We start from the raw sequence: 26,315 nt of genomic DNA, 5'->3' as shown, positions 1-26,315 counted from the left end.
GGGCCCCTCACGACTTCTTCTTGTACATGGCGAGCATGCGGCTGGTTACCAGGAACCCGCCGAATATGTTCACCGATGCGAGGATGAGCGCGACGAAGCCGAAGCCGTGGGCCCAGGCGGTGTTCGCCTCCTGGCCCGCCACCGCATCGACGCCGACGGCGAGCAGCGCGCCGACCACGATCACGGAGGAAATCGCGTTGGTCACCGACATGAGCGGCGTGTGAAGCGCCGGGGTCACCGACCACACCACATAGTAGCCGACGAAGATCGCCAGCACGAAGACCGCCAGACGGAAGACGAACGGATCGATCGCCCCGCCGGAAGCCGCGTGGGCGATGGCACCTGCGGCGTCCGCCGCCCCCGATGCCGCCTGATCGGCGTAAGTCTGCGCGGCATCCGCCGCGGCGCGGGCAGCCTCCGCAGCCGCCTCCGCCGCATCTGCGGCGGCGCGCGCCTTCTCAAGTGCCATTTCGCTCGCCATTTATTCGTCCCCTTTCGGCGCGAATGCCGGATGCACCACCGCGCCGTCGCGCGTCAGCACCGTCGCCGCCACCAGTTCATCTTCCCAGTCGACCTTCAAGGAGGAGGTTTCCTTGTCGACCAGCGTCGTGACGAAGGTCAGCAGATTCTTCGCGTAAAGCGCGGAGGCGGATGCCGCAATGCGGCCCGGCACGTTGAGATGACCGACGATCTTCACGTCGGAGACTGTCGCCACCTTGCCGGGCTTTGCGCCTTCCACGTTGCCGCCACGCTCCACCGCCAGATCGACGATCACGGATCCCGGCTTCATCGAGGCCACCATTTCCTTCGAAACGAGGCGCGGCGCCGGCCGACCCGGGATCAGCGCCGTGGTGATGACGATGTCCTGCTTGGCGATGTGCGAGGCGACGAGCTCGGCCTGCTTCTTCTGGTACTCTTCAGACATCTGCTTGGCGTATCCGCCGGCAGTCTCCGCCTGTTTGAATTCCTCGTCCTCGACCGCGACGAACTTGGCGCCAAGCGATTCGACCTGCTCCTTGGCGGCGGGGCGCACGTCCGTGGCGGTGACGGCCGCACCCAGACGACGCGCCGTGGCGATCGCCTGCAGGCCGGCAACGCCCGCGCCCATCACGAAAACACGCGCGGCGGCGACCGTGCCTGCCGCCGTCATCATCATCGGCAGCGCGCGGTCATATTCGTAGGCCGCATCGATCACGGCCTGGTAGCCGGCCAGGTTGGCCTGGCTCGACAGCACGTCCATCGACTGCGCGCGCGTGATGCGCGGCATGAATTCCATGGCAATGGCGGCGACATTGGCCTTGGCCATCGCCTCCACATCCTTCTCGTGACCGTAAGGATCCATCGTGCCGATGACGAGGGCGCCGGGTTTCATCGCGGCGAGTTCCTCCGCCGTCGGACGACGCACCTTCAGCACCACGTCCGCGTCCTTGAGCGCGCCGGCGGCGTCGGCCACGATTTTCGCGCCGGCGTCCTTGAACTCCGCATCCGGAATTCGCGAGGCCTTGCCGGCCCCTTTTTCCACCAGCACCTCGAACCCGAGCGCAATGTATTTCTTCACCGTGTCCGGCGTCGCGGCGACCCGGGTTTCAACGGCGTCGCGTTCGAGCGGCACCCCGATCTTCATATGCATCCCCCTTTGGGGAGCACGGTATTCCACGCGCGGGCCCATACGCCGCACGCCGACCGTGCCCGGTCAGATATGAAAGCGGCCCGCATCCAGATCGATATCCGGACCGCCCGTGTCCTGACGGTGGCGGATGGAACGCCGCCACGCGTCTTCGAATGTCCTTCGCTTCCGGTCGAATTGCGCCGCGGCGCGGCCGAACCGCGCGCAAGCACAAGACGGCATGCATCGGATGCGCGTCAGGCGACGGTCAGGATCGCCAGAAGACCCGAGATCACGAACACCACGGCGGAGGGGATCCACCCCCTGTGCCCGGCGAACAGACCGACGACTGCGGCAATGATCGTCGCCAGCAAGGCAACCGTGCCGGCAAGATTGGAATAGCCGCTGCCGAGGCCGAAGATCAATAGACACAGCACCACATTGATGCAGGCAATCACGCCGACTTTGGTGAAGGCGACAAAACCGGCATAGGTCTTTTCGTGCTCGGCATAGTCCATTGCCGTTGCGTTATTTTCAGTCATTCTCCCTCCCTCCGTGGATGCCTTGAGGCCCGCTCCGCCAATCGAGCGAACCTAAAGGATAGACACTGCGATGATATGAAACGCAAGCCCTCCGCAGCGTCAATCGGAATTCTCTTTTGGTACTACTCGGCCGGCTCCAGCCCCACGCCCAGCAACAGTTCGCGCTGGCGCCGCGCTACATTGCCCTGTTCGAAGTCTTCTATCTGCTCGTTGAAGAGCCGGAAGAAATTCATCTCCGCGCGCAGGTGCAAAAAGACGCCGCCGAGACCGATCGCCGCACGATCCATGAAGACGAATTCCCGCGGCACCGTCACCGGTCCGTGCTCCTTGAGAGCCTGATGCACCCGGAAGGCCTCCCGCCGCCCGTATTCGGCCGGGCTCACCCCGTCGGCGATGGCGCGGGTGCGGTCCTCCAGCAGCGGTCCGTAGATGAACCGTGCCCAGATGTTCAGCGTATCGATCAGCTCCCGCGACAGCCCCTTGAAGCCCCAGCTTTCGTAGGCATGAACGATTCGCGCCTCGTCGCCTTCCAGAAGCCCGCGGTAGAGATCGACCACGCCGGCCACGAAGCGGCTCGGGAAGATGCGGATGCAGCCGTAGTCGAGCAGGTTGATGCCCGCCGGAGCGCCGTCCTGCTCGAACACCGTGTAGTTGCCGAGATGCGGATCGCCGTGGATAAGGCCGACATGGGCGAACGGATACCACCACGCCCGGAACATGGCGCCGGCAATGACGTTGCGCGTTTCCAGCGGATGGTCGCGATAGTCCAGAAGCGGCCGGCCATCGAGCCAGCCCATGGCGAGCAGCCGCCCGGTGCTGAGCTCCTCCACCACCTCCGGCACGCGGATAGCCATCTCCTGCGCGAAAACCTGGCGGTAGGCCGCCATGTGGCGGGCCTCGCGGATGTAGTCCAGCTCCTCGCGCACCCGCTCGCCGAGCTCCACCGCGATCTCGCGCGTGTCGATCGCCGGGCGCATGCGCCGGTGGATCGACAGGATCAGCCCGAGCTGGTTGAGATCCGCCTCCACCGCGGAGGCCATGTCCGGATATTGCAGCTTGACCGCAAGCCGGCGCCCGTCGAGCGCGCGCGCCTCGTGCACCTGGCCGAGCGAGGCGGCGGCTGCCGGCGTCTCGTCGAATTCGGCGAACTTCGAACGCCAGTCGCGCCCCAGTTCCGCCGCCATGCGCCGCTTGACGAAGGCTCGCCCCATCGGCGGGGCGGACGATTGCAGCGTCGCGAGTTCTGCCGCGTATTCCGGCGGAACGGCATCGGGAATGGTGGAGAGAAGCTGGGCGACCTTCATCAGTGGGCCCTTCAGCCCGCCGAGCATGTCCTTCAGTTCGGCCGCGTTGCGATCGTGATCGCGCCCGCCGCCGACGATCCGCGCACCGGCCATCCGCGCGGCGAAACCGCCGACCTGCGTGCCCACCCGCGCATAGCGTCCCACCCGTGCGGAAAGCCGATTGGCCTCGCGGTCGGGCGGGCGACGATCGTCAGATACCATGGAAAGGCCTCTCGCGTGCGTGACTGACCGGACAACGCCCGGATGCATGCAAGATAGGCTACATCAGCGCCAAAGCCAGAGGCGCCGCGCAAGGGAAACGGCTCTCAGTCCGCAACCACCAGCGACAGCGCCACCACGGCCGGCCCGTCGAAGCGATCAGTCCTGAGCGTCCCGTAGATCTGGCGTTCGAAGCCGGCGTTGAAGAGCCGGGCGGGACGGCCGAACAGCGCGCTGAGCTTGCGCTGATCGGGATGGCGAAGATCCGCGAACGCACTGGTGCGGGTGCTGTGATCGCCGGAAATCATCCGCGCGTCGTTGGGCGCGGGAAGAGAGGCAAGACGCGCGAAGGGATCGGTATCGGCCGCCGCCGGAATGCGACCTGAAAGCACCGGCTCGCGCGCCTTGTCGCGCGCTTCCGAAAGGGCGGCCTCGACGCGGGCGGCTACGGCCGCGCTATCCCCGGAGGCGGCGGCGCGGGCCAGTTTCGCGCGGGCCGCTGCGGTCCCATCCGCCGACGGGCGCGCGCGCGGCGCAGAGGCGGAGCGCATCGATCTGTCGCCGGAAAGCTGGTTTGGCGCAACCGCCGGTCGCGGCCTCAGCAGCGGCACCGGCTCGGATCCGGCAGCGTAGGCGGCGAGCGTCGCGTTGGGAACCGTACCCGGCGCGCTCGCCCGGCCCGGATCGACCACCGCGTCGATGGCGTCGATGGCGTCCACCGGCGCGGCGCGCTGGATCTGCGGTTTGGACTGGGGCAGTGCCGCCACCACGATCGGGGTTGCCGTCTCCGGCGCGGGCCCGGTCTCTTGCGAGGCGACTTCGACCGCAGGCGCACTTTGGCTGCCTGCGGGCGCCTCACCCGGCTTGGCCGGCGGCGTCACCTCGGCGACGGCCAAGCCGGGAAGCGCGTTTTCCTGCTGGCGCGCGATACGCGAGGGCTGCGGCGCGGCCGGCGCATTTGCCGTCGTCCCGGCGCCGACATCGGCCGGCGGCTTAGGCCCGCCCCGTCCGAACAGCGAGGCGATCAGCGACCTGCCGCTGGTATTGCCGCCGCCAGCATTCGCGCCGACAGGCGTGGGGCGGATGGACGGATTGGACGTGACGTTGGTCAGCGACTGGCCACGCGTGTTGCCGACGGCGCGCGAGGACCGCGCATCATCGTCGTCATCGTCGTCATTGGAGGCCAGCACCACCTGGCGCGTGCCGCTGCCGCGCGCCTTGAGTTCCGCCAGCGCCTGCCGGTATCCCGGCATCGGCTTGCCGTCGGTGGGAATGTGGATGGTCTTGCCGTCCGGAAACACCCGGGCGAGCTGCTGGCGCGTCATGCGCGGCCAGTGGCGCACGTTGCCCGTATCCATGTGCACGAACGGCGATCCCGACGTGGGATAGAAACCGACACCGCCCACCTGCATGCGCAGGCCGATGGCGCGCAATTTGGCGAGATTGGCATCGGGGATGAAGAAATCCATCGCCTTGCCGCGCATGTGCTGGCTTTTCTTGGCGACACCGCGGGAGCGGCCGCGCAGCATGTTGTTGGTGGCCGGTGAGCGATAACCGGAAACGACGTGGATGTAATCGCTGGCCCCGGACTTCTGATAGACCTCCCAGATCAGATCGAACAGCTTGGGATCCATCTTGGTGGCTTCGTTGCGTCGCCAGTCGCGCAGGAACTGGTTGAGTTCGCGCAGCCCCGACTGCACGAAGCGACCGTTGCGCTTGAAGACGATGGTCGCGCGCTCGCCGGTGTGATTGTTGTAGAGCTTGAGGGAACGGGTCTCCGCATCGGCCGCGGACGCGAACCCGACGAGGGAGACGAGCATCACGGCGACGCCAACGAACATGGCGCGCACCGCGGCACTTAGCGGGAAACGGAGCAGATACTCGCTCAATGTCTTTCTCGCGTTCTGCCGCGAGGCGGCGACTTCATATCGCCCACCATTCGGACCCGGCACCCCAACACCCCCCGAGTATCCCTAAAATACGACGAACTCGGTTAACGAGTTTTTACCGTATTTCGAACGCGCACGAAATCGTCGCCTGTCGGCGGGCGACGCGCGTGTGTTCCATCGATACTAACCTGATCGGGCGGGAAAAACCGATGCGGTGAATGGACCGCTGACGCTGGAGAGACGGCCTCACGCTCCGACATCGGCCCAATCAACACGCCAAGCGGGCAATTTTGCGGCAGAAAACCCGAAGGCAATCCTGTCGCACCCCTGCTATTCCGCTGCGTCCTGACCGTTGGAGGCCTCCAGGCCATAGTCCTTCAGCTTGCGATAGAGTGTCGATCGTCCAATGCCGAGCCTGCGCGCAACCTCGGCCATGCGCCCGCCATAGTGGTCTATCGCGGTGACGATCATGTCGCGTTCCACGCTTTCCAGCGTCTGGACGTGACCGTTCTTGTCCAGTGCGCGCAGGAAACCGAAGGGCACCGAACCGTCGGTAAAACCGGCAAAGCCCCCTTGAGCCGACCACAGTCCCGCCCCGCCGCGCTCGCCGGCCGGCATCACGGCTTCGCCCGCGATCATCGGCGCCTCGACGCGCGGCTCGGATCCGGGCGTCTCGCCCGGCCCCATCTCCCGCCTGCCCATCTCGCCCGCGCCTCGTGCGGCGCAATGCGCCTGGACCTGGGGGAAATCGTCGGGCCGCAGACACGTGTCGTCGCACAGCACGACGGCGCGGAAGACGGCATTCTCCAACTGGCGGATGTTGCCCGGCCAATCGTAGGACTGCAGCAGCGCCACCGTTTCCGGCGCCACGGTGGAGACTTTCGTCTTGTGCTCTTCCGCGGCAAAGCGCGCCAGGAAATGGCGCGTCAGTTCCGGAATGTCCTCCAGCCGGTCGCGCAACGGCGGGATCCAGATCGGAAAGACGTTAAGCCGATAGTAGAGATCCTCGCGGAACCGGCCTTCCTTGACGAGATCCATCAGCCGCCGGTTGGTGGCCGAGATCAGCCGGAAGTCGATCTTCTGCGGGCGCCGCGCGCCCACCGGATCGATCTCGCCCTCCTGCAGGGCCCTCAGCAGCTTGACCTGCACGTCGGGCGGCAACTCGCCGACCTCGTCGAGAAACAGCGTGCCGCCGTGGGCTTCCTGAAACTTGCCGACATGCTTGTCGACGGCGCCGGTAAAGGCCCCCTTCTCGTGACCGAACAGGATCGATTCCACGAGGTTTTCCGGGATCGCTCCGCAATTGACCGTGACGAAGGGCTTGGCCGCCCGGTCGCTCTGGCCCTGGATGGCGCGGGCGATCACTTCCTTGCCCACACCCGATTCACCCTCGATCAGGATCGGAATGTGCGAGGAGGCGGCGCGTTCGCCGAGCCGGATCACGCGCTCCATCGAGGCCGAACGGGTGACGATGTCGGAGAAGGTGAGCGTGCCGGCGGCCGATTTGCGGAAGCGGACAATCTCGTCTTCCAGCGCGGAGACCTTCAGCACGTTGCGGATGGAGACCTCCAGCCGCTCCGGCCCGATCGGCTTGACGACGAAGTCCTGCGCACCGGCGCGCATGGCGCCCACCACCGTATCGATGCCGGCCTGCGCGGTCTGCACGATGACGGGTGTGGAATTGCCCTCGCCGCGCATCTTTTCCAGAACGGCATACCCGTCGAGTTCCGGCATCACCAGATCGAGGATCACCAGATCGATGTCGCTGCCTTCCGGCGCGCGCAGCACGTTGAGCGCCTCGACCCCGTTTTCCGCCACCCGGGCAGAATAGCCGAAGCGGGTGACCGCCTCTTCCAGAAGCCGGCGCTGGACCGGATCATCGTCGACGATCAGAATGCGTCCATTCATGCGATCAGACATCTCCCATGCAACGCCGCGCCGATGGAGCACGTTCTCGAATCGACGCGCCGCAGCTGTATCATTTCGAACCATTGTGATCGCCGCCGGTTAACAAATATCCAAATCGCTCGGAGACCTTGCCGCCGCGCCTCCCGCAAACGGGCCCTGACGCCCCATGCCGAACAGTCTGCTGTTGGAACTGGCGCCGATGGCATTATGTTCATGATCGACCCAATCGCTTGCAAGCGCCCCGGCGACAGCGGAGCTGCTTGCCTGGACCGTCCTTTTCGGAGCAACCATGCCTTTGACCGATCCCGCCCTTTCTTCCGCGCCCACGTTCGCGCCGGCCTCCGCAAGCGCCATCGCCAACGACCTCGGCACTCTGCCGGAATGGAACCTCGCCGATCTCTACCCGGCCATGGACGCCCCTGCCGTGAAGGCGGATCTTGATAAGGCGGCCGCGGATGCGCGCGCCTTCGAGGAAACCTACAAGGGCAGGCTGGAGGCGCTGGCGCGCGAGAACGCGGCGGAACTGGCGCAGGCCGTGAAGGACTACGAGGCGCTGCAGGAACTGCTCGGCCGCCTGATCTCCTTTGCCGGCCTCGTCTATTCCGGCCAGACCACCGACCCCAAACGCCAGAAGTTCTACGGCGATGTGCAGGACAGGCTGACGACTGCCGGCACCAACCTGCTGTTCTTCGAACTGGAGCTGAACCGGATCGAGGACGCGGTGCTGGACGGCGCCTTGGCGAACGCCGAGCTTGCCCACTACGCGCCCTGGTTCACCGACATCCGCAAGGAACGCCCCTATCAGCTGGAAGACCGGGTGGAACAGCTCTTCCACGAGAAGTCCGCGACCGGGCGCTCGGCCTGGAACCGGCTTTTCGACGAGACGATCTCCGGCCTGAAGTTCGAGGTCGGCGGCAAGACACTCGGCGTGGAGGCGACGCTCAACTTCCTGCAGGATCCCGACCGCGAAAAGCGCAAGGAGGCGGGGTCAGCGCTGGCGAAGGTCTTTGGCGAAAACCTCTCCACCTTTACGCTGATTACCAACACGCTGGCCAAGGACAAGGAAATCTCCGACCGCTGGCGCGGCTTCACCGATGTCGCCGACAGCCGCCATCTGGCCAACCGGGTGGAGCGCGAGGTGGTCGATGCGCTGGTCGCCGCCGTGCACGAGGCCTATCCGCGGCTTTCGCACCGCTACTACACCATGAAGGCGAAGTGGCTCGGCCTCGACACCCTGATGCACTACGACCGCAACGCCCCGCTGCCCAAGGCGGACGATCGCAAGATTTCCTGGGACGAGGCGAAGGCGACGGTGCTCGACGCCTATGCCGGCTTCTCGCCGGACATGGCCGGCATCGCCAAGCGCTTCTTCGACAATGGCTGGATCGATGCGCCCGTGCGCGCCGGCAAGGCGCCGGGCGCGTTTGCCCATCCGACGGTCCCCTCCGCCCACCCCTACGTGCTCGTCAACTACCAGGGCAAGACGCGGGACGTGATGACGCTCGCCCATGAGCTTGGCCACGGCGTCCACCAGGTGCTGGCCGGCCCGAACGGCGCGCTCATGGCCCCCACCCCGCTCACCCTTGCCGAGACGGCTTCGGTCTTCGGCGAGATGCTGACCTTCCGCTCGCTGCTGAAGGGCGCGAAGGACGACCACGCCCGCAAGATCATGCTCGCCTCCAAGGTGGAGGACATGATCAACACGGTGGTGCGCCAGATCGCCTTCTACACCTTCGAGCGCCGCGTCCATCTGGAGCGCCGCGAGGGCGAACTGACGTCCGAACGCCTCGGCGAGATCTGGCTCGACGTCCAGAAGGAGAGCCTCGGGCCCGTTTTCACTTTCACTGAGGGCTACGAGACCTTCTGGACCTACATCCCGCACTTCATCCACTCGCCTTTCTACGTCTACGCGTATGCCTTCGGCGACTGCCTCGTGAACTCGCTCTACGCGGTCTACGAGGAGGCGGAGACGGGTTTCCAGGACAAGTATTTCGATCTTCTGAAGGCCGGCGGCACCAAGCACCACTCCGAGCTTCTCGCCCCGTTCGGACTGGACGCGACCGACCCCGCCTTCTGGAACAAGGGCCTGTCGATGATCGAGCGGATGATCGACGAACTGGACGCGATGGACTAGGCGGCCACCGGACGAGGCGGGGAAAGTTCCGCCTGCTCTCCCCACCGTCATTGCCCGGCGAAGTCCGGGCAATCCACCGCACCGCAAGCGGCAATGCCCATGGATCACCCGGACTTCGCCGGGTGATGACGGCGCAGGCGTGGCGCCCTACGGGCCTCTCCCTCCTGCCCGCGTCCTCCCCTGGCTCCATCCCCAACATCATCTGGTCCTTGCGCAGCGATGCGAATGCCCCCTTAAAATGGGCCATGACGCCTGATCGCACCTCCTTCCCCCACACGCCCTTCGACGGCTCCAAGCAGCCGTTCTCGGTCGGCCTCGCCCCTCTCGATCTTGACGACTGGATCGAGATCGACGCCACGCTCGCGCTCTATCTCGCCGAGAAGGCACGCCTGTTCGCCACCGACGAGACGGCGGTCTTCGGCGCCGAACCCGACACGCTGGCGGCGCAGGCCGAAGTGCTTGCGCTCCTCATCGACCACCTGCCCCGCCACTTTCCCGATCTCTACCGGCTGGAAGACGGCGCGATCCGCATCGCGGCGACGGGCGAGACATACCGGATCAACGATTTCGCCGATGCCCCGCTGAAACTCGCCGCGCTCCTCGTGCAGGAGGATCTGGTGATCATGCGCAAGGGGCCCGGTGGCTACCGGCTTGTCGCCGGCGCGCTGTGCTTTCCCTCGTCGTGGTCGTTGCGGGAGAAATTCGGCCAGGCGATGCCGGCGATCCACGACAACGTGCCCGGCTTCAACGACGGCCGCATGGGCGCGATCGTCGCGCGCATCTTCGACAACATATCGCCAGCCTCGCCCGTGTGGCGCCTGAACTGGTCGATCTACGGCGACGACGAACTACACCATCCCTTCGCCAAGTCGCTTGAGGCGCAGGTCGAGGACGGCACGCACGCCCTGTTCGTGCGTGTGGAACGCCAGACGCTGCGCCGCCTGCCGCAATCGGGCGACGTGCTCTTCACCATCCGCATCCATGTTGATCCGTTCGCCGCCTTCGCCAGGCACCCCGACGGGCCACGCCTTGCCGCAGGCCTGCGCGCTCAGCTCCTGGCGCTGGATGACGCCCAGCTTGCTTACAAGGGTCTGACGCACGAACGCGACCGCATCGCCGCAGCGCTTCAGGAGCTTGCGGGTGAGACGGCTTGAACGGAATCGTCTGAACGAGTGTGTTGCGGCCCCACAAACGCAAACGGCCCCTTGCGGGGCCGCTCATCGCATCGTTGTGGCCTCAAAGAGGCCTATTCCTCGTCGCCGCCCACCTGTGGCGCCATGCCAAGCGCATGCATGTAGAGATCGAGGATGGCTTCCTGCTCCTCGCGCTCGTGCGGCTCCTGCTTCCTTAGGCGCACGACCTGGCGCAGGATCTTCACGTCAAAGCCCATCGCCTTGGCCTCTCCGTAGACGTCCTTGATGTCGTCGGAGATCGCCTTCTTTTCTTCCTCGAGCCGTTCGATACGCTCCACGAAGGCGCGCAGCTGGTCGGCGGCAACTCCACCCGTATCAGCCATGGTGAGAGGGTCCTTGTAAGGTTGATGGAATCGGCGCGGTCTATCCCGCACCGGAAAATCGGGCCGCTTGCGTGCCAGAAACAATGTGGCCGGTCAAGGCGCGAATGCAGCCAGGACGCCGTCTCCTGGCACCTGCCCCAGGGGACCTTCCCCGCTCTTCGCCAAAACCGGTTATCGGCCGGGCTTGTCCGTCCGGGAGCCGAAGTGCCTGACTTCGTGCAACGCCTCCAGAGCGTTGAGTTCGGCGAGGATCGGCGCCAGCCGCCCGGCCCATTCCGCAACACCCGCCTCGTCGCCGATCAGGTCCTGCCGCACCTCGATCAGCGCATGGGCGAGCCCGCGCGAGGTTCCGTGCTTGTACATCGTATCGTTCTTGAGCGCGCCCACATAGGGCTCGTTGTCGCCGACGATAAGCGCTGGGTCGCGCCCGAGCGCGGCCAGCAGTGGTTCCGGCATGCGCGGATCCTTGTCCCACAAGACGCCCACGTGCCAGGGCCGCGGCCAGCCGCGCCACACCGGCGTAAACGAGTGGATGGAAAAGATCGCCGGCACGCGCCCCGTCGCGAGCATGCGGTCGAGCGTCGCCGCCACCGTCTCGTGATAGGGCCGGTAATAGCGATCGATCCGCCGCTGGCGTTCCTCCTCTCCGATATAGGCGTTGTCGGGAATGAGCGCGCCGTCCGATATGCGCATGACGATGGTGGGGTCGTCCTCGCCACGGTTCGGGTCGATCAGCAGGCGCGAGAAGGTCGTCATAACCGCCGGGACGCCGAGACGCTCGGCGAGAAGGCGCGTAAGCGGTGCAACGCCGATATCGTAGCCGATATGGCGCTCCAGTTCCGCATGCGGCAGCCCCAGGGTGCCGTATTCCGCCGGCAGCGCGTTGCGCGCGTGATCGCAAAGGAGCAGCAGGCCGCCCGCCTCGTCTCCGGCAATGGTCTCCACCGGGTCGAATGTCTCGTCAGGGCGCGCGGAAACCGAGGTCGACGCACCGTCGCCGGAAAGGCTTTGCATATCGGGTCCGAATTGGGATGACGTTGCCTATCGCTTGCCATAGGAATAGGCGGCCGTCCAGCCCGCAAGCGGCACGGCGACAGACCGGAAGTCGTTCCCAGACCGGCCGACTGTCGCGCCGGACGGCGCAGCCACCAGCCGGAGCCGTTGCAGATGTCACCCCCTTCCGAAAACACGATGATCCGGATGCCCGAGGCCGGCACGATGGCCACGGCCTTTGCCGCGCTGCTTCTGGGGGCGTTGGCCATGGGGGCGTCTCCCATCTTCGTCCGCTATGCCGAGGTCGGCCCGTTCACGTCGGCCTTCTATCGCGTTTTCCTGTCGCTGCCGCTGCTGGCACTCTGGGCGCATCTGGAGGCCGGCGGCCGCGCGCCCGCGCGCTGGGATCGCGCAACCCTGCTCGCCGGCCTTTTCTTTGCCGGCGACCTGATCTTCTGGCACCTCGCCGTCGTCAACACGACCATGGCCAACGCCACCTTCCTCGCCACCATGGCGCCGGTCTGGGTGCTGCTGGGCTCCGGCCTCTTCATCGGCGAGAAGGTGACGAAGCCGATGGTCGCGGGCCTCGGTCTGTGCCTGCTGGGAGCCGCCGCGCTCGTCGGCTCCTCCATCCGCGTGGAGCCGGAACGCCTGACCGGCGACATGTTCGGCATTATCACGTCGGTCTTCTTCGGTTGCTATTTCCTGGCCGTGCGGGTTGCCCGGCGCCGATCCCGCCCCGGCCTCATCCTCTACCGCTCGACGCTGGTGACCGCCTCCGCCCTGTTCATTGCCGCCCTCATCATGGAAGACACCTTCCTGCCCGGCACGTGGGCCGGTGTCAGCGCCCTCGTCGCGCTTGCCGTCATCAGCCACACCGGCGGCCAGGGCCTGCTCGCCTTCGCGCTCGGCCACCTGTCGGCCGCCTTCTCCTCGCTGGTCATCTTTCTGGAGGCGGTGGCCGCCGGCTTCTTCGGCTGGCTGATCTTCGCCGAGGCGCTCACGCCGCTGCAATTCGCTGGAGGCGGCGCGATTCTCGCCGGCATTTGGGTCGCCCGACCGCGTCACGGCGCGACCGCCCCCGCCGCGAGCCCGGCGCCCGCCCCGCTCCCGACCGACGCCGATTGACGCTTCGCAGGCGACCGTTTGCGCACACGCGCGCCTCCCGCGCTGAAAGCCGGCCGGGAATAAGGCGGGCAATAGGCCGCGCGGCCTCCCTCGGCATGCAAGGGCGACTGCGTACGGCCTTGATGCCGCCTCATTTCTCGGGCGAAACCTCATCGATCGGACTTTGGACACAAACGTTGCGCATGTTTGCCCGCTGAAGGCGTGGCTCCCTTGCGGGGCTTGTCGCGTGCAGGCGCCACCAACGCCCCGTCATTGACAAGCGGGCGGAACATTCGCAATAAGAACAAAGCATTTCGCTGCGGACACAACGATCGCCAATGAGACCGTTCGACCTCAAACACAAGGTTCCGCCGCGCCGTTTTCGCGAGGCGTTGGCCTGGGCCCTTCCGGTCATCGCCACCGGTCTGTTGCTCACGTTTTCCAGCGCATCCCCGGCCCTCGCCGACCTGCGTCTGTGCAACAAGACGGAAAGCCAGGTGGGGGTCGCCATCGGCTATCGCGACAAGTCCGACTGGGCGACGGAGGGCTGGTGGAACCTTCCTGCCAAGACCTGCGAGACACTTATCCCCGGACACCTCTCCTCCCGTTATTATTACGTATACGCAATCGATTACGATCAGGGCGGAGAGTGGGGCGGACGCGCCTTCATGTGTACGCGAGAAAAGGAATTCACGATCCGCGGCATTGCGGACTGCATTGCACGCGGTTATGAACGGACAGGTTTTTTCGAGATCGATACGGGCGAACAGCGAAGCTGGACGGTTCAGTTGACCGAGCCCGTTCAACAGGGAACTGGCGGACGATGAAGCGTAATCGACGGGTCAAAATTCTAGCTACACTGGGCCCGTCTTCTTCCGATCAAGCGATGATCGAGAAGCTCTTCAAGGCCGGTGCCGACGTCTTTCGTATCAACATGAGCCACACCGACCATGCGTTGCTGAAGACGCTGGTGGAGCGGATCCGCGCCGTCGAGGCCGCGGTCGAACGACCGATCGGCATTCTGGCCGACCTACAGGGGCCCAAGCTGCGCGTCGGTACCTTCGCGGACAAGTCGGTCGTCCTCAAGGAGGGCGCCACCTTCACGCTCGACGGCAAGGATGAGCCCGGCACGGACAAGCGCGTGCGCCTTCCCCACCCGGAAATCCTGTCCGAGCTGGAACCCGGCCACCGGCTCCTGCTCGACGACGGCAAGATCAAGCTCGTCGTGACCGAATGCGACGCGACCAGCGCCACGACCCGCGTCGAGGTCGGCGGCAAGCTCTCCGACCGCAAGGGCGTTTCGGTTCCCGACACCACCATCGCCGTGGGCGCGCTGACGGAAAAGGATCGCAAGGATCTGGACGCCGCGCTCAACGCGCATGTGGACTGGGTCGCGCTTTCCTTCATCCAGCGCCCCGAGGATCTGGCCGAGGCGCGCAAGGTCACGCGCGGCCGTGCCGGCATTCTCGCCAAGATCGAGAAGCCCCAGGCGGTGGAGCGCATCAACGAGATCATCGAACTCTCCGATGCGCTGATGGTGGCGCGCGGCGATCTTGGTGTGGAGATGCCGCTGGAGAAGGTTCCCGGCATCCAGAAGCAGATCACGCGGGCAGCGCGGCGCGCCGGCAAGCCGGTGGTGGTCGCCACCCAGATGCTGGAATCGATGATCACATCGCCCGTCCCCACCCGCGCAGAGGTGTCGGACGTCGCCAACGCCGTCTTCGAGGGCGCCGACGCGATCATGCTGTCGGCGGAATCGGCGGCCGGCGAATTCCCGGTCGAGGCGGTTTCGACGATGAACCGGGTGGCGGAGGAGGTCGAGCGCGACCCGAACTACGCCAACATCATGCATGCCCAGCGCACCGAACCGGAAGCGACCGGGGCGGACACGATTTCGGCCGCCGCGCGCCAGATCGCCGAGACGCTGAACCTGGCCGCGATCGTCTGCTATACCTCGTCGGGCGCCACCGGCCTTCGCGCGGCGCGCGAACGCCCCGCGACGCCGATCATCGCGCTCTCGCCCGTCGTTGCCACGGCGCGCCGCCTGGCACTGGTGTGGGGCACGCATTGCGTCGTGAGCGAGGATGCAAGCGACGAGAACGAGATGGTCGACCGCGCCTGCCGGCTGGCCTTCAAGGACAATTTCGCCCGCCCCGGCCAGCGCATCATCATCACCGCCGGCGTTCCCTTCGGAACCCCGGGCGCCACCAACATGCTGCGCATCGCCTTCGTCGGCTCAGACGGTCTCGGCGGCATCTGAAGCCAACGTACCGCCCCCCCGGACCTCCCCATCGTCATTGCCCGGCGAAGTCCGGATGATCCAGCATCCGGCCAGAATCGCAGATATGCAGGCTGGGAGATTGCTCGACGGCCAATCGGACGAAAGGGAAGGCTCTCGCTATCTGAGCGGACCTAAAGCGCCACTCCACCGGTGGACTTGCGCAGTTCCTCGACCGCCTTCTCCGCCTTTTCCTCGTGCGGATAGATCTCGAGGATGCGCTCGTAGGTGAGAAGGGCTGCGCCGTCATCGTCGGTCGCCTTCTGGATCGCGGCCAGACCGGCAAGCGCGCCCCAGTGGCGCGGCTCCAGGGCGAGCGTGCGCTCGATGTCGACCACCGCCTTGCCGAGATCGCCCGCCATGAAATGTGCGGCCGCACGGCGGTTCCAGCCCGCCGCATAGTCGGGGCGGAAACGCACCACTGCATCAAGCAGATCGAGTGCCAGTTCCGGCTTCTTCGCCTCGATCGCCGCGGCCGCGCGCGCCATCAAGAGATCGACCGTCGCGGAGCCCGAGCGGATCCAGCGCATCTGGATGCGATGCGCCGTGCGCGCCCGCGCCTCAGGGCTGTCTTCGGTCTCAAGCATGGAAAACAGTGTGTCGATGTCCGGCTCCCTGGGCTTTTCCGCCGTCTTCGCGTCGCCCTTGCCCGTATCGGGAATATCGGCCTGGGGAACATCGTCGGGAAGCGGCACCTCGCCGGGATCGAGCGGCGTGTCCTCGAAGACCGGCGGCTCCGTCTCATCCATGTCCGGATTGTCCGGCCGGATTTCCGGCGGCATCGGCTGGGAGGGCATCGCCTCCGGCAGCTCCGTCTGCACCCGAATGAACCCGGAAAGGCGCACGCCCTCGTCGGCTGCCGCAGGCGCAACGCCCGCGGCCGACACCACCAGGGGGGCGGCAATGAAGCTGCAAAGGAGAAAGGCCGTCGTTCGCATGGGCAAAGTATGCCCCGGCCATGTCATCCGGTCAAAACCGCAAGGCTGCGTAGCCTCGTCACGACCATCAAAGGCGCGTGATGTACAAACACCCGAAGGCGCGGGCGCCAAATGCGACGTGCCCACGCGAAAAGGCGCGCGATAAACGCGCGCCCTGCAAACTGTCGAGCAAGAGAGTCAAACGAGCCGGCCGGAACGACCGGCCGCGCGGCCTCAGCCCTGGCGGGCCTTGAAGCGCGGGTTCCGCTTGTTGATGATGTACACGCGGCCACGACGGCGAACCATGCGGTTCTCCCGGTGACGGCCCATCAGCGCCTTGAGCGAATTCTTGATCTTCATCGTACTCGTTCCCGTCTCGGGATTGCTATCGCCATCCTGCCGGACGGCAGGACCTGATGTTGTCGTCCGGGCAACGGAACCCCGTTGCCTTCCGGCATAACCCCGCCCCTGAACGGGAGCGAAAAGGCCGGTAGAATGGTGGGCGTGACTGGGATTGAACCAGTGACCCCTACGATGTCAACGTAGTGCTCTCCCGCTGAGCTACACGCCCGAAACTCGTCGGTGGCGACCGGCGCCGCATCGTCCCGAAGGAGCGCGGCCGGTCGGCGGGTTTGCGGCGTGACCGCCGCGGTGGAGAGCGATATAGCGGGAACCGATCCATGGTGCAAGGCCGGATATCGCCTTTTTCAAAGACGGTTGCCTCCGCCGTACCCTCCTGTGGAAACCTTCGTCGGCCGATCGCCGGAAATGCCGGCAGGGCTGCGTCCGCGCACGCCCATACCGTCCTCGCCGCACAGGCCTTGCTGTCTCAGGCCGCCAGCATGCGCTCCACTTCGCTCACCAGATCGCGCAGATGGAAAGGCTTAGAGAGCACCTTGGCATCCTTGGGTGCGTTCGAATCGGGATTGAGCGCGACTGCGGCAAAGCCCGTGATGAACATGACCTTCAGATCGGGATCGAGCTGCGTCGCGCGGCGGGCAAGCTCTATTCCGTCCATCTCGGGCATGACGATATCGGTGAGCAGCAGCGTGAACGGCTCCTCGCGGATCCGCTCGTAAGCGCTCATGCCGTTGTCGAAGGACACGACGTCATAACCTGCGTTCTCCAGCGCCTTGGCGAGGAAACGCCGCATGTCATTATCGTCTTCCGCGAGAAGAATCCGCGACATTTGATACAACCGTTTTTGGAAATCCGGCCACTGCGGGCCATTCGACTCATTTTCATCCCATAACGATCGATTTATGTAAACATCCGGTGAAACCGGAATGGGGCACGCACCCCGCCTGCGATAGGCTTTGCACCCGGCCGCCGCCGGACTGGACTCGCCCACCGCTTTGTGGACACCTATCTTACCGGTGGCCCGGTCCGGTTAAGCATTGAGGGATACGTCCGATCCCGGCGCCCCCCAGCTAGCGTGCCGGGGGCTGTGCCGGGAAGAGCGAACACATGCCGGGAAATGGCGGCATGCGAGGGAATTGAGAGACGAGGAGCAAGGCGTGCACGAGCGCTTGGACAGATATCCGGCTGACGCGAGCCTGCGCCTCGTTGACGCGTTCACGGAGGAGAACTGTCTGGAGATCCTCCACCCGGCACAGCAGCGGCTGCCCTTCGTCTTCAACTCGCCCCATAGCGGCCGCACCTATCCGCGCGACTTTCTCAAGGCCTCCCGGCTGGACACCCTGCAGATCCGCCGCTCCGAGGACGCCTTCGTGGACGAGCTTTTCGTGAGCGTGGTCGACCTCGGCTCGCCGCTCCTGCGCGCCCATTTCCCGCGTGCCTATCTGGACGTGAATCGCGAGCCCTACGAACTGGACCCGAAGATGTTTCGCGGGCGCCTGCCGCCCTTCGCAAACATCCGCTCCGTGCGGGTTGCCGGCGGGCTGGGCACGATCGCCCGCGTGGTGGGCGAGCGCCAGGACATCTATTCAGGCCCGCTGGAGGTCTCCGAAGGGCTCGAGCGCATCGAGACCATCTACAAACCCTATCACCGGGCCTTGCGCCGGCTACTGGCCGAAACCCATGTCGCCTTCGGCTTCGCCGTTCTCATCGACTGCCATTCGATGCCCTCGTCCGTGCGCGGTCACGACGGCCATGCGCGCCCCGACTTCATCATCGGCGACCGGTACGGCACGAGCTGTTCCGCCGATCTCAGCGACGCCGCGACCGAGATCCTCACCGGCATGGGATACCGGGTGGCGCACAACCGGCCTTATGCCGGCGGCTTTATCACTGAACACTACGGGCGCCCGGCCAAGGGGCTCCATGCACTGCAACTGGAAATCAACCGGGCCCTCTACATGGACGAGCGCAACCATCGCCTGCACGAGGGATTCCAGCGGGTGGTTGCGGACATGGCCGCCTTCACCCATCACCTGACATCCATCCCCGACCAGGACCTGCCCGCGCAGCCCCTTGCCGCCGAATGATCGGGCGACGGGCAGGTCCTCATCACGGCCACATGCCCGAGAGATCGCTGGCGGGCGACGTACAGGAACCGCGATGCGGACAAAAAAAAGGCCGCGCTCTGACGAGGCGGCCTGAAGTCTAGGGAGGAAACGCCCAAGAAGGGCTGCGATATGAAGCCATATCGCACTGCACAATCTGCCCCCGCACCGCACAAAAGTCAACCCATACAAGTTCCAGATTCGATTCTGTATCGATCCTGGCGCAGGGCCACGATGCATCGGGAGCAGAACCCCACGTAAATCAGTACAACGCTGTTTAAGCGGCCAGAACCGGCAAAATTGCCGCACCGTCGCTTTCCCAGGCGCTCCGGACAGACACGCGAATTCGAAAGACCTGCACGAGACACATGGCAGACATGCAAAAAGAACAGGACTACGTACCCTTCATCCATCGCCTCGCGGACGCCGCCGGCGCCGCCGCGCTCGCCGGTTTCCGTACATCCATACACGTGGACGACAAGGGCCTTGCCGGTGCAGCCCCCGACGATGTGCGCCGCTACGACCCGGTGACGGAAGCCGATCGCGGTGCGGAACGGGCGATGCGCGCGCTGATCGAGGAGACGTTTCCCGATCACGGCATCGTCGGCGAGGAGTATGGCAGGCACCAGCAGGACGCGGAACACGTCTGGGTTCTGGACCCGATCGACGGTACCCGCTCCTTCATCGCCGGCGTGCCGCTGTGGGGCACCCTGATCGGCCTGATGCACAACGGCCGCCCGGCGCTCGGCATGATGGCCCAGCCCTACATCGGGGAGCGGTTCTTCGGCGACGGCGAGAGCGCCGGCTATCGTGGTCCGCACGGCGAAGGCACGCTGAAGACGCGGCGTTGTGCCGATCTCGCCGACGCAATCCTCTTCACCACCACCCCGGCCCTTTTCGATCGCGACGAACGCCCGGCCTACGACGCTGTGGAACGCAAGGTTCGACTCGCCCGCTACGGCACCGACTGCTACGGCTACTGCATGCTGGCCGCCGGTCAGGCCGATCTCGTCATCGAGGCCGGGCTGCAATCCTATGACATCGTCGCACTCGTGCCGATCGTGGAAGGCGCGGGCGGCGTCGTGACCACCTGGACCGGCGGTGCGCCGACGGATGGCGGCCGGATCGTGGCCAGCGGCGACCCTGCCCTGCACGAACAGGTCCTGCGCGAACTGGCGATCTGCCAGGCTTAAGCCGTATCGGAACTTCCGGGAACGAAGGCGTCGAAGGCCGCCCAAAACTGTTCGCGAAAGCGGTCGGCCTCCATCATCAGTTCGTGCCGCGCGCCGGGGATCTCGACATAGCCGGCCGCGCGCATGCGCGAGCAGAGCTCCTCCGCCGCGGGGCTGGAGACGACCCGGTCGGCCCCGGCGGCCACGATCAGCAGCGGCAACGAGACCTCGGGCGCAAAATCATAGGCGCGCACCCGCCGCATCGCACGGCAGACCGCATTGAGCCAGCCGATCGTCGCCGGCCCCGTATCCAGTTCAGGCGCCTGCGCAAGGATCGCCAGCGACCGCGCAAAGCGTTCCTCGTCGTGGGTCAGCGGATTGTCGGCGAACCGGCTGTTGTCTCCTTGCGTGTCGGTGATCGACAGTGGCATCTCCGCCAGCCCCACCGCGGTCAGCACCGCGGCTAGCGGCGCGATGACGCCCTGCGGCGGGCCATAACGGCCAAGACCGATCAGCGGCGAGACCAGCACCATGCGTTCGAACATGGTGCGCAACCGCGCATGCCCGAGCAACGCGACCAGCCCGCCGGTGGAATGACACAGCGCGAAATGCGGCCCCGGGCAATCCGGCATGCTGACCTGTTCGACCACGGCGATCGCATCGCGGACATATTCGTGCAGACTGTCGACATAGCCGCGCCGGTGATTGGCGAGAAGTCGCTCCGACCCGCCCTGGCCGCGCCAGTCGAAAGCGACGACGGCGAAGCCGCGCTTGCGCAGATCCTCCACCGTCTCGAAATACTTCTCGATAAAGTCCGCACGCCCCTGCAGGAGGGTCACCGTTCCCTTGAGCGGTGATCCGGTGGCGGGAAAGCGCGCATAGCGGATCCTCCGGCCGTCCTCGGTCGTGACGAAACCGGCCTTCGCGCCGGCGGGTATCGGATTGTCGGGATGCGCGACGAGGTCCATGGCGGGGTCCGGAAAACGGTGCCGGCTGCGCCGCCCGCCCATCGGGATCAGGCGGCACAGCGAGATGCTGCGAATGTCATAGCGAAGCTGCAGCGCTCCCACAACCGGAACCCCGGCCCGCGCACATGCGGACAGGCATTCGATGGCCCCAGCCGGGGACCGTCGATGGCCCCGGCTCAGGCTCTCTCGGTCTCTCCCTGGCCTTAAAGGCCCCAGACCCTCGCAAACTACCAGCGATAGACCGGGCGCGGCCAATGGAGGCGCTCCACGCCCATGATGCGGCCGGTCCTGGCGTTGACGATGACGCCAACGGGACGACCGTGGCGGCCGATGGCTCTGGCGCGATAGACGCGGCCGACGCGGCGCACGTCATGAACCTTGCGGTATCCGCGACGATGGAGGACCTTCGCAACGTCATGCCGGTCGAGAGTGCGCACCGGGCGCTCGTGGCGTTTCCAGTCCCGGCGTTCGCGCTGCGCCTTGCGTCGTTCCTCAAGACGTCTCTCGTGCAGGGCCTTCAGCCGTGCATCGCTGTCCCGACCATTGTCGAGACGCTGGGCCGCGGGCGTGTAACGCGGGCTGTCGGCAGATGCGGCCGATGCCGGCTGCGCGAGGCCGGCTGCAACGGCCAGGGCGGTCGCGGCGAGGATGGCGCGGGCGCCGCGCATACGGCGGACAAGAGGCTTTCGGTGAAGGCGGGTCATGGTGGCTCTCCTTTCCGGTTTTCGATCCGATTTCGCGAGCCGCCTTTTTATCGGTGCTTTCAGCGGCGGCTCTGCGGTCAGGAAGGTCAGCTTCGCCGATCGTCCCTGAACCGGATTTCAAGCCGGCGTTCAGGCACGGTTCATGCCCTGCCAACGCGTTCGAAACGGCGAAACCCGCCAGGTTCCGGAGGTCTTGAAACCCCGAAAATCCGTTCCCATCTATTCCCTGCGGGTGCCCGAAGGGGCCCGCTGAACGGTGTTTCCGTCCGGCCAATGACGGCGGACGAAAAGGAGTACCGGCTCGTTCTTCAACGGATCCGGCCCGATGATCGGGCGCTCGATGGAGAACGGCGTTTCAACCGATCAGTCGCTCAAAGGAGGACTATCCAATGCGTCATTTCGATCTTTCCCCCCTCTATCGCACCACCGTGGGCTTCGACCGTCTTTTCTCGCTGCTCGACAATGTCGGCAACGAGGCGAATGCCGGCTATCCGCCCTACAACATCGAGCTCACCGGTGAAAACGCTTACCGTATCACCATGGCGGTGGCGGGCTTCTCGGAGGAGGATCTGTCCATCGAGTCCAAGGAATCGATCCTGGTCGTGAAGGGCGAGAAGACCGAAGAGGAAGGCGAAGAGGCCCGCATTCTTCACCGCGGCATCGCCGCGCGCGCCTTCGAGCGCCGCTTCCAGCTTGCCGACCACGTGGAAGTGCGCGGCGCGAGCCTGAAGAACGGGCTGCTGCACATCGACCTCGTACGCGAGATTCCGGAGGCCATGAAGCCCCGGAAGATCGAGATCCGCAACGGCAACGGTGCGGAAAAACAGATCGAGGCCTCGGCCGCGTAATCGCGCCGCCCCGATCGAGGGCCGGTTTCCCCGGACCGGCCCCTTCTGCAGACGCCCCGGTTCTCCGGGGCGTCTTTTTTGCGGCGCGCCCTACTCTTTCGGCAGGATCGTCGCCTTCACGTCGGCCGGACGTCCGAAATAGCACGACGATGTCACCAGCAGCGCGCATCCCGTGGCCGCATAGGCTGCGGCGTTTTCCTCGTTGATGCCGCCAGTTGCGGTGACGACGGTGGAAAGCCCCAGCCGCTTCACCCGTGCCACCACCTCCGCCACGGCGGCCACCGGCATCTTGTCGAGCTGAAGCACGTCGACGCCGGCACGCGCCAGCGCCTCCGCCTCCTCCACCTCGTCGGCCTCCACCATCAGCTTCTTCTCGGCAGCTTGCGCTTTCGCGCGCGCCACCCACGCTTCAAGCGGTGCGGACAGGAACGCCGTGTGGTTGGGAAACACCAGAACAGTCTCCGAAAGGCCCAGCCGGTGAATACTCGCGCCCCCGGCCATCACCGCCTTGACGCTGATCGCCTTGGTGCCGGGAAAGTTCTTGCGGGTGCACGCAACGCCGATATCGGGGTTGGCACTGCGCGCGGCAGCCACCAGTCGGCCCGCCCGCGTCGCGATTCCCGACGCGTATTCGACAAGCGTCATGGCGACTTTCCAGGTCCGGTGCAGGGAGGCGGCACTCCCTTCCGCCTCCAGAAACACCGTGCCCGGCGCCACCCGTGTTCCGCTTGCGGCGAATGAAAGAACACGGCCATCGGCAAGCTCGATCATCCGTGCCGCCTCCTCCGAGCCGCAAAGCACCGTCTCGTCGCGCGCAGTGAATGTCATGCGCGCTGGCTCGGCGCCGATACCGAGGATGTCCGTCGTCAGGTCGCCCATGGGCACGTCCTGGGCCACCAGCGCGTCGAGCTCTGCGTCGGAAAGGGTGATCATGGTCGTTTGTTCCTGACATGTCGAACGGTCCCGCACCGCATCCGGCGCCTCGGGACGAGAAATCGATTCGCGACGAAACGTGCCGCATAGCCGCCGCTCGGCCGGGCGCAGACGTCCGTCCTCCATCCGCAGCACCCGGTCGGCCAGCCCGAAGGCTTCGTCCATGTTGTGCGTAACCATCAGCGTGGTCAGCCCGAGCCGATCGTGGATCGTCCTGAGTTCTCCTCTCAGGCGCTCCGCGGTTTCCGGATCGAGGCTTGAGAAAGGTTCGTCGAGCAGCATCAGCGACGGTTCGCCAACGAGCGCGCGGGCAAGCGCTGCGCGCTGACGCTCCCCACCGCTGATACGGCCGGGCAGCCGGTCCGCCAAGTGCGCTATTCGCAGCATGTCGAGACAGGCCATGATCCGCCCCGGCCAGTCCGCCTTCGCAAACCGGCTGCGCCCGAGGGCGAGCCGAAGGTTGCCGGCAACCGTCTTGTGAGGAAAGAGGCATAGATCCTGCGGAACGTAGCCGATGTTGCGCAGATAGGGTGGCAGCCGCTCGAAACCCGGCCCGCCGCATTCGATGAAGCCGCGATGCGGCATCAGCCCGGCAATCACCTTGAGAAGCGTGCTCTTGCCCGCGCCCGAGGGGCCGATGATCGCAAGCAGACCGCCCGGCGCCACCTCCAGTTCGACATCCTTCAGGATGCCCGCCCCGATCCCGCCGAGCCGAAGGCAGGAAAGCCGCCCTGTGCCGGATCTGCCCCCGCAAGCGGTCATGAATGCCCCCGTTGCGATGCGGGCCCGCCGAGCGCCCGGATGATCAGCAGCAACACGAAGGCCGTGGAGAGCAGAACGAGGGCGCAGGCCACGGCAACCCCGGTCTCCCCGGTCGCGATATTGAGAAAGATCGCCATCGGCAGGGTTTCGGTGTGCATGCGGGTGGCGCCGGCCACCATCAGCGTCGCACCGAATTCGCCGAGCGCGCGTGCCCAGGCCAGCACGACGCCGGCCGCGATGCCTCCGCCCGCGAGCGGCAGGTCGATCGACCACAGCACCCGCGCGGGAGACAGCCCCAGCGTGCCGGCAACTGCGCGATAGCCGGGATCGACGGCGGAAAAGGCCGCCTTGGCCGCGCGCAGCACGATTGTTGTGGCAACAAAGCTCTGTGCAAGCACGATGCCCGCTTGCGAGAACAGAAGCTCCGCCCCGAGCCTTGCGAGCGGCGGAACCGGCGATTGCCGGCCGATGACGAACAGGAGCCCGAGCCCCGCAACCAGCGGCGGCATGACCAGCGGCAGGTCCAGCAGCGTGTCGATAAGCGCCATGCCCGGCACACGCCGGCGTGCCAGCAGATAGGCTGCCGGCACGCCGAGCAGGACCGCGATCGCCAGGGAGACGAGCGACGTGGTCAGCGACAGGCGAAGGGCGAAGAGCGTCTCGGCCGAGCCGAGCGACGCCATGAGTTCGCCAAGCGTCAGCCGGGCGCCGAGCCCGACGAGCACGGCGGCGATGGCAAGCACGATGACGGCCAGCGGCACCGCAAGGACAAGATCGAGCGACAGCGCGGCGTGGCGCCCTTGCCCGGCCTTTGCCTGTTCCTGGGCGCGTTCCCGTTCCCGGACCTTTGCCTGTTCGCCTGTCAGGTCGCGCGCCAGATCCGTCATCGTTCCGGCAGCTCCCTCAGTCGGCGGGCTGGAAGCCGAACCGTTTCCAGGTCTCAAGACCTTCCGGCGAGGAGAGCCGGCGGACGAAGGCTTCCGCTACCTTCCGATCCTTCGTCGTCGCGAGCACCACGACCGGCACCAGCTCCGCCTCGTACCAGTCGTCGGGGATCTGGATGAGCGAAACCTTGTCCATGTTCATCGCGACGCCGCTCGCCGAGACGATCGCCGCATCGACATTGCCGTCGAAAAGGTAGAGCTCGAGCTGCTTGATGGTCGCCGCGCGCACCACGATGTTCGGCTCGATTTTTTCCTGCAGACCCGATGCCTTGAGGATGTCCTCGGCGCTGCGGCCCAACGCCATCGCCTTGGGATCGCCAATGCCGATCCTCACGCCAGGCCTGGCCAGATCCGCGAAGGACTTGATCTCGCCGGCCTTGTTCTTGGCCACTGCCAGCACGGGCGTGTGCCGGACCACCACCTGGCGGGAAAGGACCTGCTTCTGCTTCTCCAGCTTGTCGGCATAAAACAGAGAACCGGGAATGAAGATATCGCCGGTTCCCGCTTCGTCGAAGCGGGCAAGCAGCTGGCCGGATCCGCCGAATTCCAGCTCCACCTTGTTGCCGGTCTCCTTTTCGAACGCATCCGCGATCGCCGTGACCGGCTGGCGCAGGCCGGCGCCCACATAGGCATGCAGGTCGGCGGCGGCGACCGGCGTCGCAATAACGGCAACAAGACCGAGCAGGGCCCCGAATTTGACCTCGCCAGAGGCCAGAAGGCGCGACAGCATCATTTTCATTCTCCAGTTCACGGCAGGTCCGTGGTCGATATGTATCATCGAACATATCGACAGTCCCTGTGAATCCGCAATCGGGCACCGGCCCGAAACCAAAGCGGCGCCACGAAAGGTCGCATGTTGTGACGTGAAGACGGGAGGGAGAGGATCGCCAGCTTGCCGGATCGCTTCACGGCCTGGCTGACGCGGATCGCGGGTCTTTCAGCTTGCGGCCCATTCTTCGAGACGCCCGCTGACGCGGGCTCCTCAGAGCCTGGCGCGGAAATGGTAACCGGTTCTTCGCGTCGAAGTCTAAGCGCTTTCATACCCCTCCATCGTCATCACCCGGCGAAGGGGTATGAGGGGAATAGCCGAAAGCGCACAGCCGGATACCATTTTCGGTCCAGGCGCT

General features: G+C 65.8%; 24 protein-coding genes and 1 tRNA gene. 8 read left to right on the top strand and 17 right to left on the bottom strand.

Going from position 1 to position 26,315, the window contains the following annotated elements:
- Positions 1–7 precede the first annotated feature (7 nt).
- The 6 genes from V2L18_RS07215 to V2L18_RS07190 all read right to left on the bottom strand — a co-directional run bounded on the left by V2L18_RS07215 (position 8) and on the right by V2L18_RS07190 (position 7,447).
- Positions 8–481, bottom strand: a complete 474-nt coding sequence (locus V2L18_RS07215; protein WP_107990591.1) for a proton-translocating transhydrogenase family protein — start codon at positions 479–481, stop codon at positions 8–10.
- A complete protein-coding gene (locus V2L18_RS07210; RefSeq protein ID WP_336177332.1) occupies positions 482–1,624 on the bottom strand; it encodes a Re/Si-specific NAD(P)(+) transhydrogenase subunit alpha in 1,143 nt (380 codons plus the stop codon).
- A gap of 239 nt (positions 1,625–1,863) precedes the next feature.
- Positions 1,864–2,148 (bottom strand): aa3-type cytochrome c oxidase subunit IV, encoded by a 285-nt coding sequence (locus V2L18_RS07205; protein ID WP_336177331.1) that lies wholly within the window; start codon positions 2,146–2,148, stop codon positions 1,864–1,866.
- A gap of 122 nt (positions 2,149–2,270) precedes the next feature.
- Entirely contained in the window at positions 2,271–3,653 is a 1,383-nt protein-coding gene (locus tag V2L18_RS07200; RefSeq protein ID WP_336177330.1) for an AarF/ABC1/UbiB kinase family protein, read from the bottom strand.
- A 104-nt stretch (positions 3,654–3,757) separates the two neighbouring features.
- Positions 3,758–5,491 (bottom strand): DUF882 domain-containing protein, encoded by a 1,734-nt coding sequence (locus V2L18_RS07195; RefSeq protein ID WP_336177722.1) that lies wholly within the window; start codon positions 5,489–5,491, stop codon positions 3,758–3,760.
- Positions 5,492–5,869: 378 nt separating this feature from the next.
- The gene (locus V2L18_RS07190) at positions 5,870–7,447 is read right to left on the bottom strand and encodes a sigma-54 dependent transcriptional regulator (RefSeq protein ID WP_336177328.1); all 1,578 of its coding nucleotides are present in this window, start codon (positions 7,445–7,447) and stop codon (positions 5,870–5,872) included.
- 289 nt (positions 7,448–7,736) lie between these two features.
- On the opposite strand from V2L18_RS07190, the gene V2L18_RS07185 reads away from it, so the two are divergent.
- Positions 7,737–9,581: a M3 family oligoendopeptidase gene (locus V2L18_RS07185; protein WP_336177326.1), complete on the top strand. Its 1,845-nt coding sequence runs from the start codon at positions 7,737–7,739 to the stop codon at positions 9,579–9,581.
- Between the two features lie 245 nt (positions 9,582–9,826).
- Entirely contained in the window at positions 9,827–10,735 is a 909-nt protein-coding gene (locus tag V2L18_RS07180; protein ID WP_336177325.1) for a DUF3445 domain-containing protein, read from the top strand.
- Between the two features lie 92 nt (positions 10,736–10,827).
- Here V2L18_RS07180 and V2L18_RS07175 read toward each other — a convergent pair whose 3' ends face one another.
- The gene (locus V2L18_RS07175) at positions 10,828–11,097 is read right to left on the bottom strand and encodes a DUF2312 domain-containing protein (protein WP_336177323.1); all 270 of its coding nucleotides are present in this window, start codon (positions 11,095–11,097) and stop codon (positions 10,828–10,830) included.
- 171 nt (positions 11,098–11,268) lie between these two features.
- Positions 11,269–12,111, bottom strand: a complete 843-nt coding sequence (locus tag V2L18_RS07170) for an N-formylglutamate amidohydrolase (protein ID WP_336177321.1) — start codon at positions 12,109–12,111, stop codon at positions 11,269–11,271.
- Positions 12,112–12,264: 153 nt separating this feature from the next.
- Here V2L18_RS07170 and V2L18_RS07165 point away from each other — a divergent pair, with 153 nt between their 5' ends.
- The 3 genes from V2L18_RS07165 to pyk all read left to right on the top strand — a co-directional run bounded on the left by V2L18_RS07165 (position 12,265) and on the right by pyk (position 15,457).
- The gene (locus V2L18_RS07165; RefSeq protein WP_336177320.1) at positions 12,265–13,218 is read left to right on the top strand and encodes a DMT family transporter; all 954 of its coding nucleotides are present in this window, start codon (positions 12,265–12,267) and stop codon (positions 13,216–13,218) included.
- A gap of 317 nt (positions 13,219–13,535) precedes the next feature.
- Positions 13,536–14,024, top strand: a complete 489-nt coding sequence (locus V2L18_RS07160; RefSeq protein ID WP_336177319.1) for a DUF1036 domain-containing protein — start codon at positions 13,536–13,538, stop codon at positions 14,022–14,024.
- Positions 14,021–15,457 (top strand): pyruvate kinase, encoded by a 1,437-nt coding sequence (gene pyk, locus V2L18_RS07155; RefSeq protein ID WP_336177318.1) that lies wholly within the window; start codon positions 14,021–14,023, stop codon positions 15,455–15,457. The genes V2L18_RS07160 and pyk overlap by 4 nt, the downstream gene beginning before the upstream one ends.
- A 152-nt stretch (positions 15,458–15,609) precedes the next feature.
- On the opposite strand, the gene V2L18_RS07150 is transcribed toward pyk, so the two are convergent.
- From V2L18_RS07150 to V2L18_RS07135, 4 genes are all read right to left on the bottom strand, one after another.
- Positions 15,610–16,413, bottom strand: coding sequence for a tetratricopeptide repeat protein (locus V2L18_RS07150; RefSeq protein WP_336177316.1), 804 nt, complete (start codon positions 16,411–16,413; stop codon positions 15,610–15,612).
- Between the two features lie 213 nt (positions 16,414–16,626).
- Positions 16,627–16,752 carry a type B 50S ribosomal protein L36 gene (gene ykgO, locus V2L18_RS07145; protein ID WP_107991002.1) on the bottom strand — a complete coding sequence of 42 codons (126 nt, stop codon included), beginning with the start codon at positions 16,750–16,752 and terminating at the stop codon, positions 16,627–16,629.
- Positions 16,753–16,888: 136 nt separating this feature from the next.
- A tRNA-Val gene (locus V2L18_RS07140) sits at positions 16,889–16,963 on the bottom strand.
- A gap of 258 nt (positions 16,964–17,221) precedes the next feature.
- On the bottom strand, positions 17,222–17,581 hold the full coding sequence (locus V2L18_RS07135; RefSeq protein WP_107991001.1) for a response regulator: 360 nt from the start codon (positions 17,579–17,581) through the stop codon (positions 17,222–17,224).
- A 409-nt stretch (positions 17,582–17,990) separates the two neighbouring features.
- Between V2L18_RS07135 and V2L18_RS07130 the strand changes: the two genes are divergently transcribed.
- Complete coding sequence (locus V2L18_RS07130; RefSeq protein ID WP_336177721.1) at positions 17,991–18,839, top strand: N-formylglutamate amidohydrolase; 849 nt, start codon at positions 17,991–17,993, stop codon at positions 18,837–18,839.
- 395 nt (positions 18,840–19,234) lie between these two features.
- Positions 19,235–20,050, top strand: coding sequence for a histidinol-phosphatase (gene hisN / locus V2L18_RS07125; protein ID WP_336177720.1), 816 nt, complete (start codon positions 19,235–19,237; stop codon positions 20,048–20,050).
- Here the strand turns inward: hisN and V2L18_RS07120 are convergent.
- Both V2L18_RS07120 and V2L18_RS07115 read right to left on the bottom strand, forming a co-directional pair.
- Positions 20,047–21,099: an alpha/beta hydrolase gene (locus V2L18_RS07120; RefSeq protein ID WP_336177311.1), complete on the bottom strand. Its 1,053-nt coding sequence runs from the start codon at positions 21,097–21,099 to the stop codon at positions 20,047–20,049. The two genes, hisN and V2L18_RS07120, sit on opposite strands and share 4 nt — an antisense overlap.
- Before the next feature lie 125 nt (positions 21,100–21,224).
- Positions 21,225–21,701: a hypothetical protein gene (locus tag V2L18_RS07115; protein ID WP_336177310.1), complete on the bottom strand. Its 477-nt coding sequence runs from the start codon at positions 21,699–21,701 to the stop codon at positions 21,225–21,227.
- 389 nt (positions 21,702–22,090) lie between these two features.
- Here V2L18_RS07115 and V2L18_RS07110 point away from each other — a divergent pair, with 389 nt between their 5' ends.
- Complete coding sequence (locus V2L18_RS07110; RefSeq protein WP_336177309.1) at positions 22,091–22,549, top strand: Hsp20 family protein; 459 nt, start codon at positions 22,091–22,093, stop codon at positions 22,547–22,549.
- 90 nt (positions 22,550–22,639) lie between these two features.
- On the opposite strand, the gene modD is transcribed toward V2L18_RS07110, so the two are convergent.
- From modD to modA, 3 genes are read right to left on the bottom strand one after another with little or no spacing between them, the layout of a single operon-like run.
- Positions 22,640–24,244, bottom strand: coding sequence for a ModD protein (gene modD, locus V2L18_RS07105; RefSeq protein ID WP_336177307.1), 1,605 nt, complete (start codon positions 24,242–24,244; stop codon positions 22,640–22,642).
- Positions 24,241–25,131 carry an ABC transporter permease gene (locus tag V2L18_RS07100; RefSeq protein WP_336177306.1) on the bottom strand — a complete coding sequence of 297 codons (891 nt, stop codon included), beginning with the start codon at positions 25,129–25,131 and terminating at the stop codon, positions 24,241–24,243. The genes modD and V2L18_RS07100 overlap by 4 nt, the downstream gene beginning before the upstream one ends.
- Before the next feature lie 16 nt (positions 25,132–25,147).
- On the bottom strand, positions 25,148–25,921 hold the full coding sequence (gene modA / locus V2L18_RS07095; RefSeq protein ID WP_336177305.1) for a molybdate ABC transporter substrate-binding protein: 774 nt from the start codon (positions 25,919–25,921) through the stop codon (positions 25,148–25,150).
- Positions 25,922–26,315 lie beyond the last annotated feature (394 nt).

The organism is Breoghania sp. JC706, assembly GCF_037026715.1.
Classification (GTDB): domain Bacteria; phylum Pseudomonadota; class Alphaproteobacteria; order Rhizobiales; family Stappiaceae; genus Breoghania.
Note: the sequence above shows the minus strand (reverse complement) of the source record. Positions and strands in the feature narration are given on the sequence as shown.

What these genes read in the sequence shown, in the direction of transcription:
- V2L18_RS07215 (WP_107990591.1), bottom strand. Translation starts at nt 481, where the DNA reads ATGGCGAGCGAAATGGCACTTGAGAAGGCGCGCGCCGCCGCAGATGCG.
- V2L18_RS07210 (WP_336177332.1), bottom strand. Translation starts at nt 1,624, where the DNA reads ATGAAGATCGGGGTGCCGCTCGAACGCGACGCCGTTGAAACCCGGGTC.
- V2L18_RS07205 (WP_336177331.1), bottom strand. Translation starts at nt 2,148, where the DNA reads ATGACTGAAAATAACGCAACGGCAATGGACTATGCCGAGCACGAAAAG.
- V2L18_RS07200 (WP_336177330.1), bottom strand. Translation starts at nt 3,653, where the DNA reads ATGGTATCTGACGATCGTCGCCCGCCCGACCGCGAGGCCAATCGGCTT.
- V2L18_RS07195 (WP_336177722.1), bottom strand. Translation starts at nt 5,491, where the DNA reads ATGTTCGTTGGCGTCGCCGTGATGCTCGTCTCCCTCGTCGGGTTCGCG.
- V2L18_RS07190 (WP_336177328.1), bottom strand. Translation starts at nt 7,447, where the DNA reads ATGAATGGACGCATTCTGATCGTCGACGATGATCCGGTCCAGCGCCGG.
- V2L18_RS07185 (WP_336177326.1), top strand. Translation starts at nt 7,737, where the DNA reads ATGCCTTTGACCGATCCCGCCCTTTCTTCCGCGCCCACGTTCGCGCCG.
- V2L18_RS07180 (WP_336177325.1), top strand. Translation starts at nt 9,827, where the DNA reads ATGACGCCTGATCGCACCTCCTTCCCCCACACGCCCTTCGACGGCTCC.
- V2L18_RS07175 (WP_336177323.1), bottom strand. Translation starts at nt 11,097, where the DNA reads ATGGCTGATACGGGTGGAGTTGCCGCCGACCAGCTGCGCGCCTTCGTG.
- V2L18_RS07170 (WP_336177321.1), bottom strand. Translation starts at nt 12,111, where the DNA reads ATGCAAAGCCTTTCCGGCGACGGTGCGTCGACCTCGGTTTCCGCGCGC.
- V2L18_RS07165 (WP_336177320.1), top strand. Translation starts at nt 12,265, where the DNA reads ATGTCACCCCCTTCCGAAAACACGATGATCCGGATGCCCGAGGCCGGC.
- V2L18_RS07160 (WP_336177319.1), top strand. Translation starts at nt 13,536, where the DNA reads ATGAGACCGTTCGACCTCAAACACAAGGTTCCGCCGCGCCGTTTTCGC.
- pyk (WP_336177318.1), top strand. Translation starts at nt 14,021, where the DNA reads ATGAAGCGTAATCGACGGGTCAAAATTCTAGCTACACTGGGCCCGTCT.
- V2L18_RS07150 (WP_336177316.1), bottom strand. Translation starts at nt 16,413, where the DNA reads ATGCGAACGACGGCCTTTCTCCTTTGCAGCTTCATTGCCGCCCCCCTG.
- ykgO (WP_107991002.1), bottom strand. Translation starts at nt 16,752, where the DNA reads ATGAAGATCAAGAATTCGCTCAAGGCGCTGATGGGCCGTCACCGGGAG.
- V2L18_RS07135 (WP_107991001.1), bottom strand. Translation starts at nt 17,581, where the DNA reads ATGTCGCGGATTCTTCTCGCGGAAGACGATAATGACATGCGGCGTTTC.
- hisN (WP_336177720.1), top strand. Translation starts at nt 19,235, where the DNA reads ATGCAAAAAGAACAGGACTACGTACCCTTCATCCATCGCCTCGCGGAC.
- V2L18_RS07115 (WP_336177310.1), bottom strand. Translation starts at nt 21,701, where the DNA reads ATGACCCGCCTTCACCGAAAGCCTCTTGTCCGCCGTATGCGCGGCGCC.
- V2L18_RS07110 (WP_336177309.1), top strand. Translation starts at nt 22,091, where the DNA reads ATGCGTCATTTCGATCTTTCCCCCCTCTATCGCACCACCGTGGGCTTC.
- modD (WP_336177307.1), bottom strand. Translation starts at nt 24,244, where the DNA reads ATGACCGCTTGCGGGGGCAGATCCGGCACAGGGCGGCTTTCCTGCCTT.
- V2L18_RS07100 (WP_336177306.1), bottom strand. Translation starts at nt 25,131, where the DNA reads ATGACGGATCTGGCGCGCGACCTGACAGGCGAACAGGCAAAGGTCCGG.
- modA (WP_336177305.1), bottom strand. Translation starts at nt 25,921, where the DNA reads ATGATGCTGTCGCGCCTTCTGGCCTCTGGCGAGGTCAAATTCGGGGCC.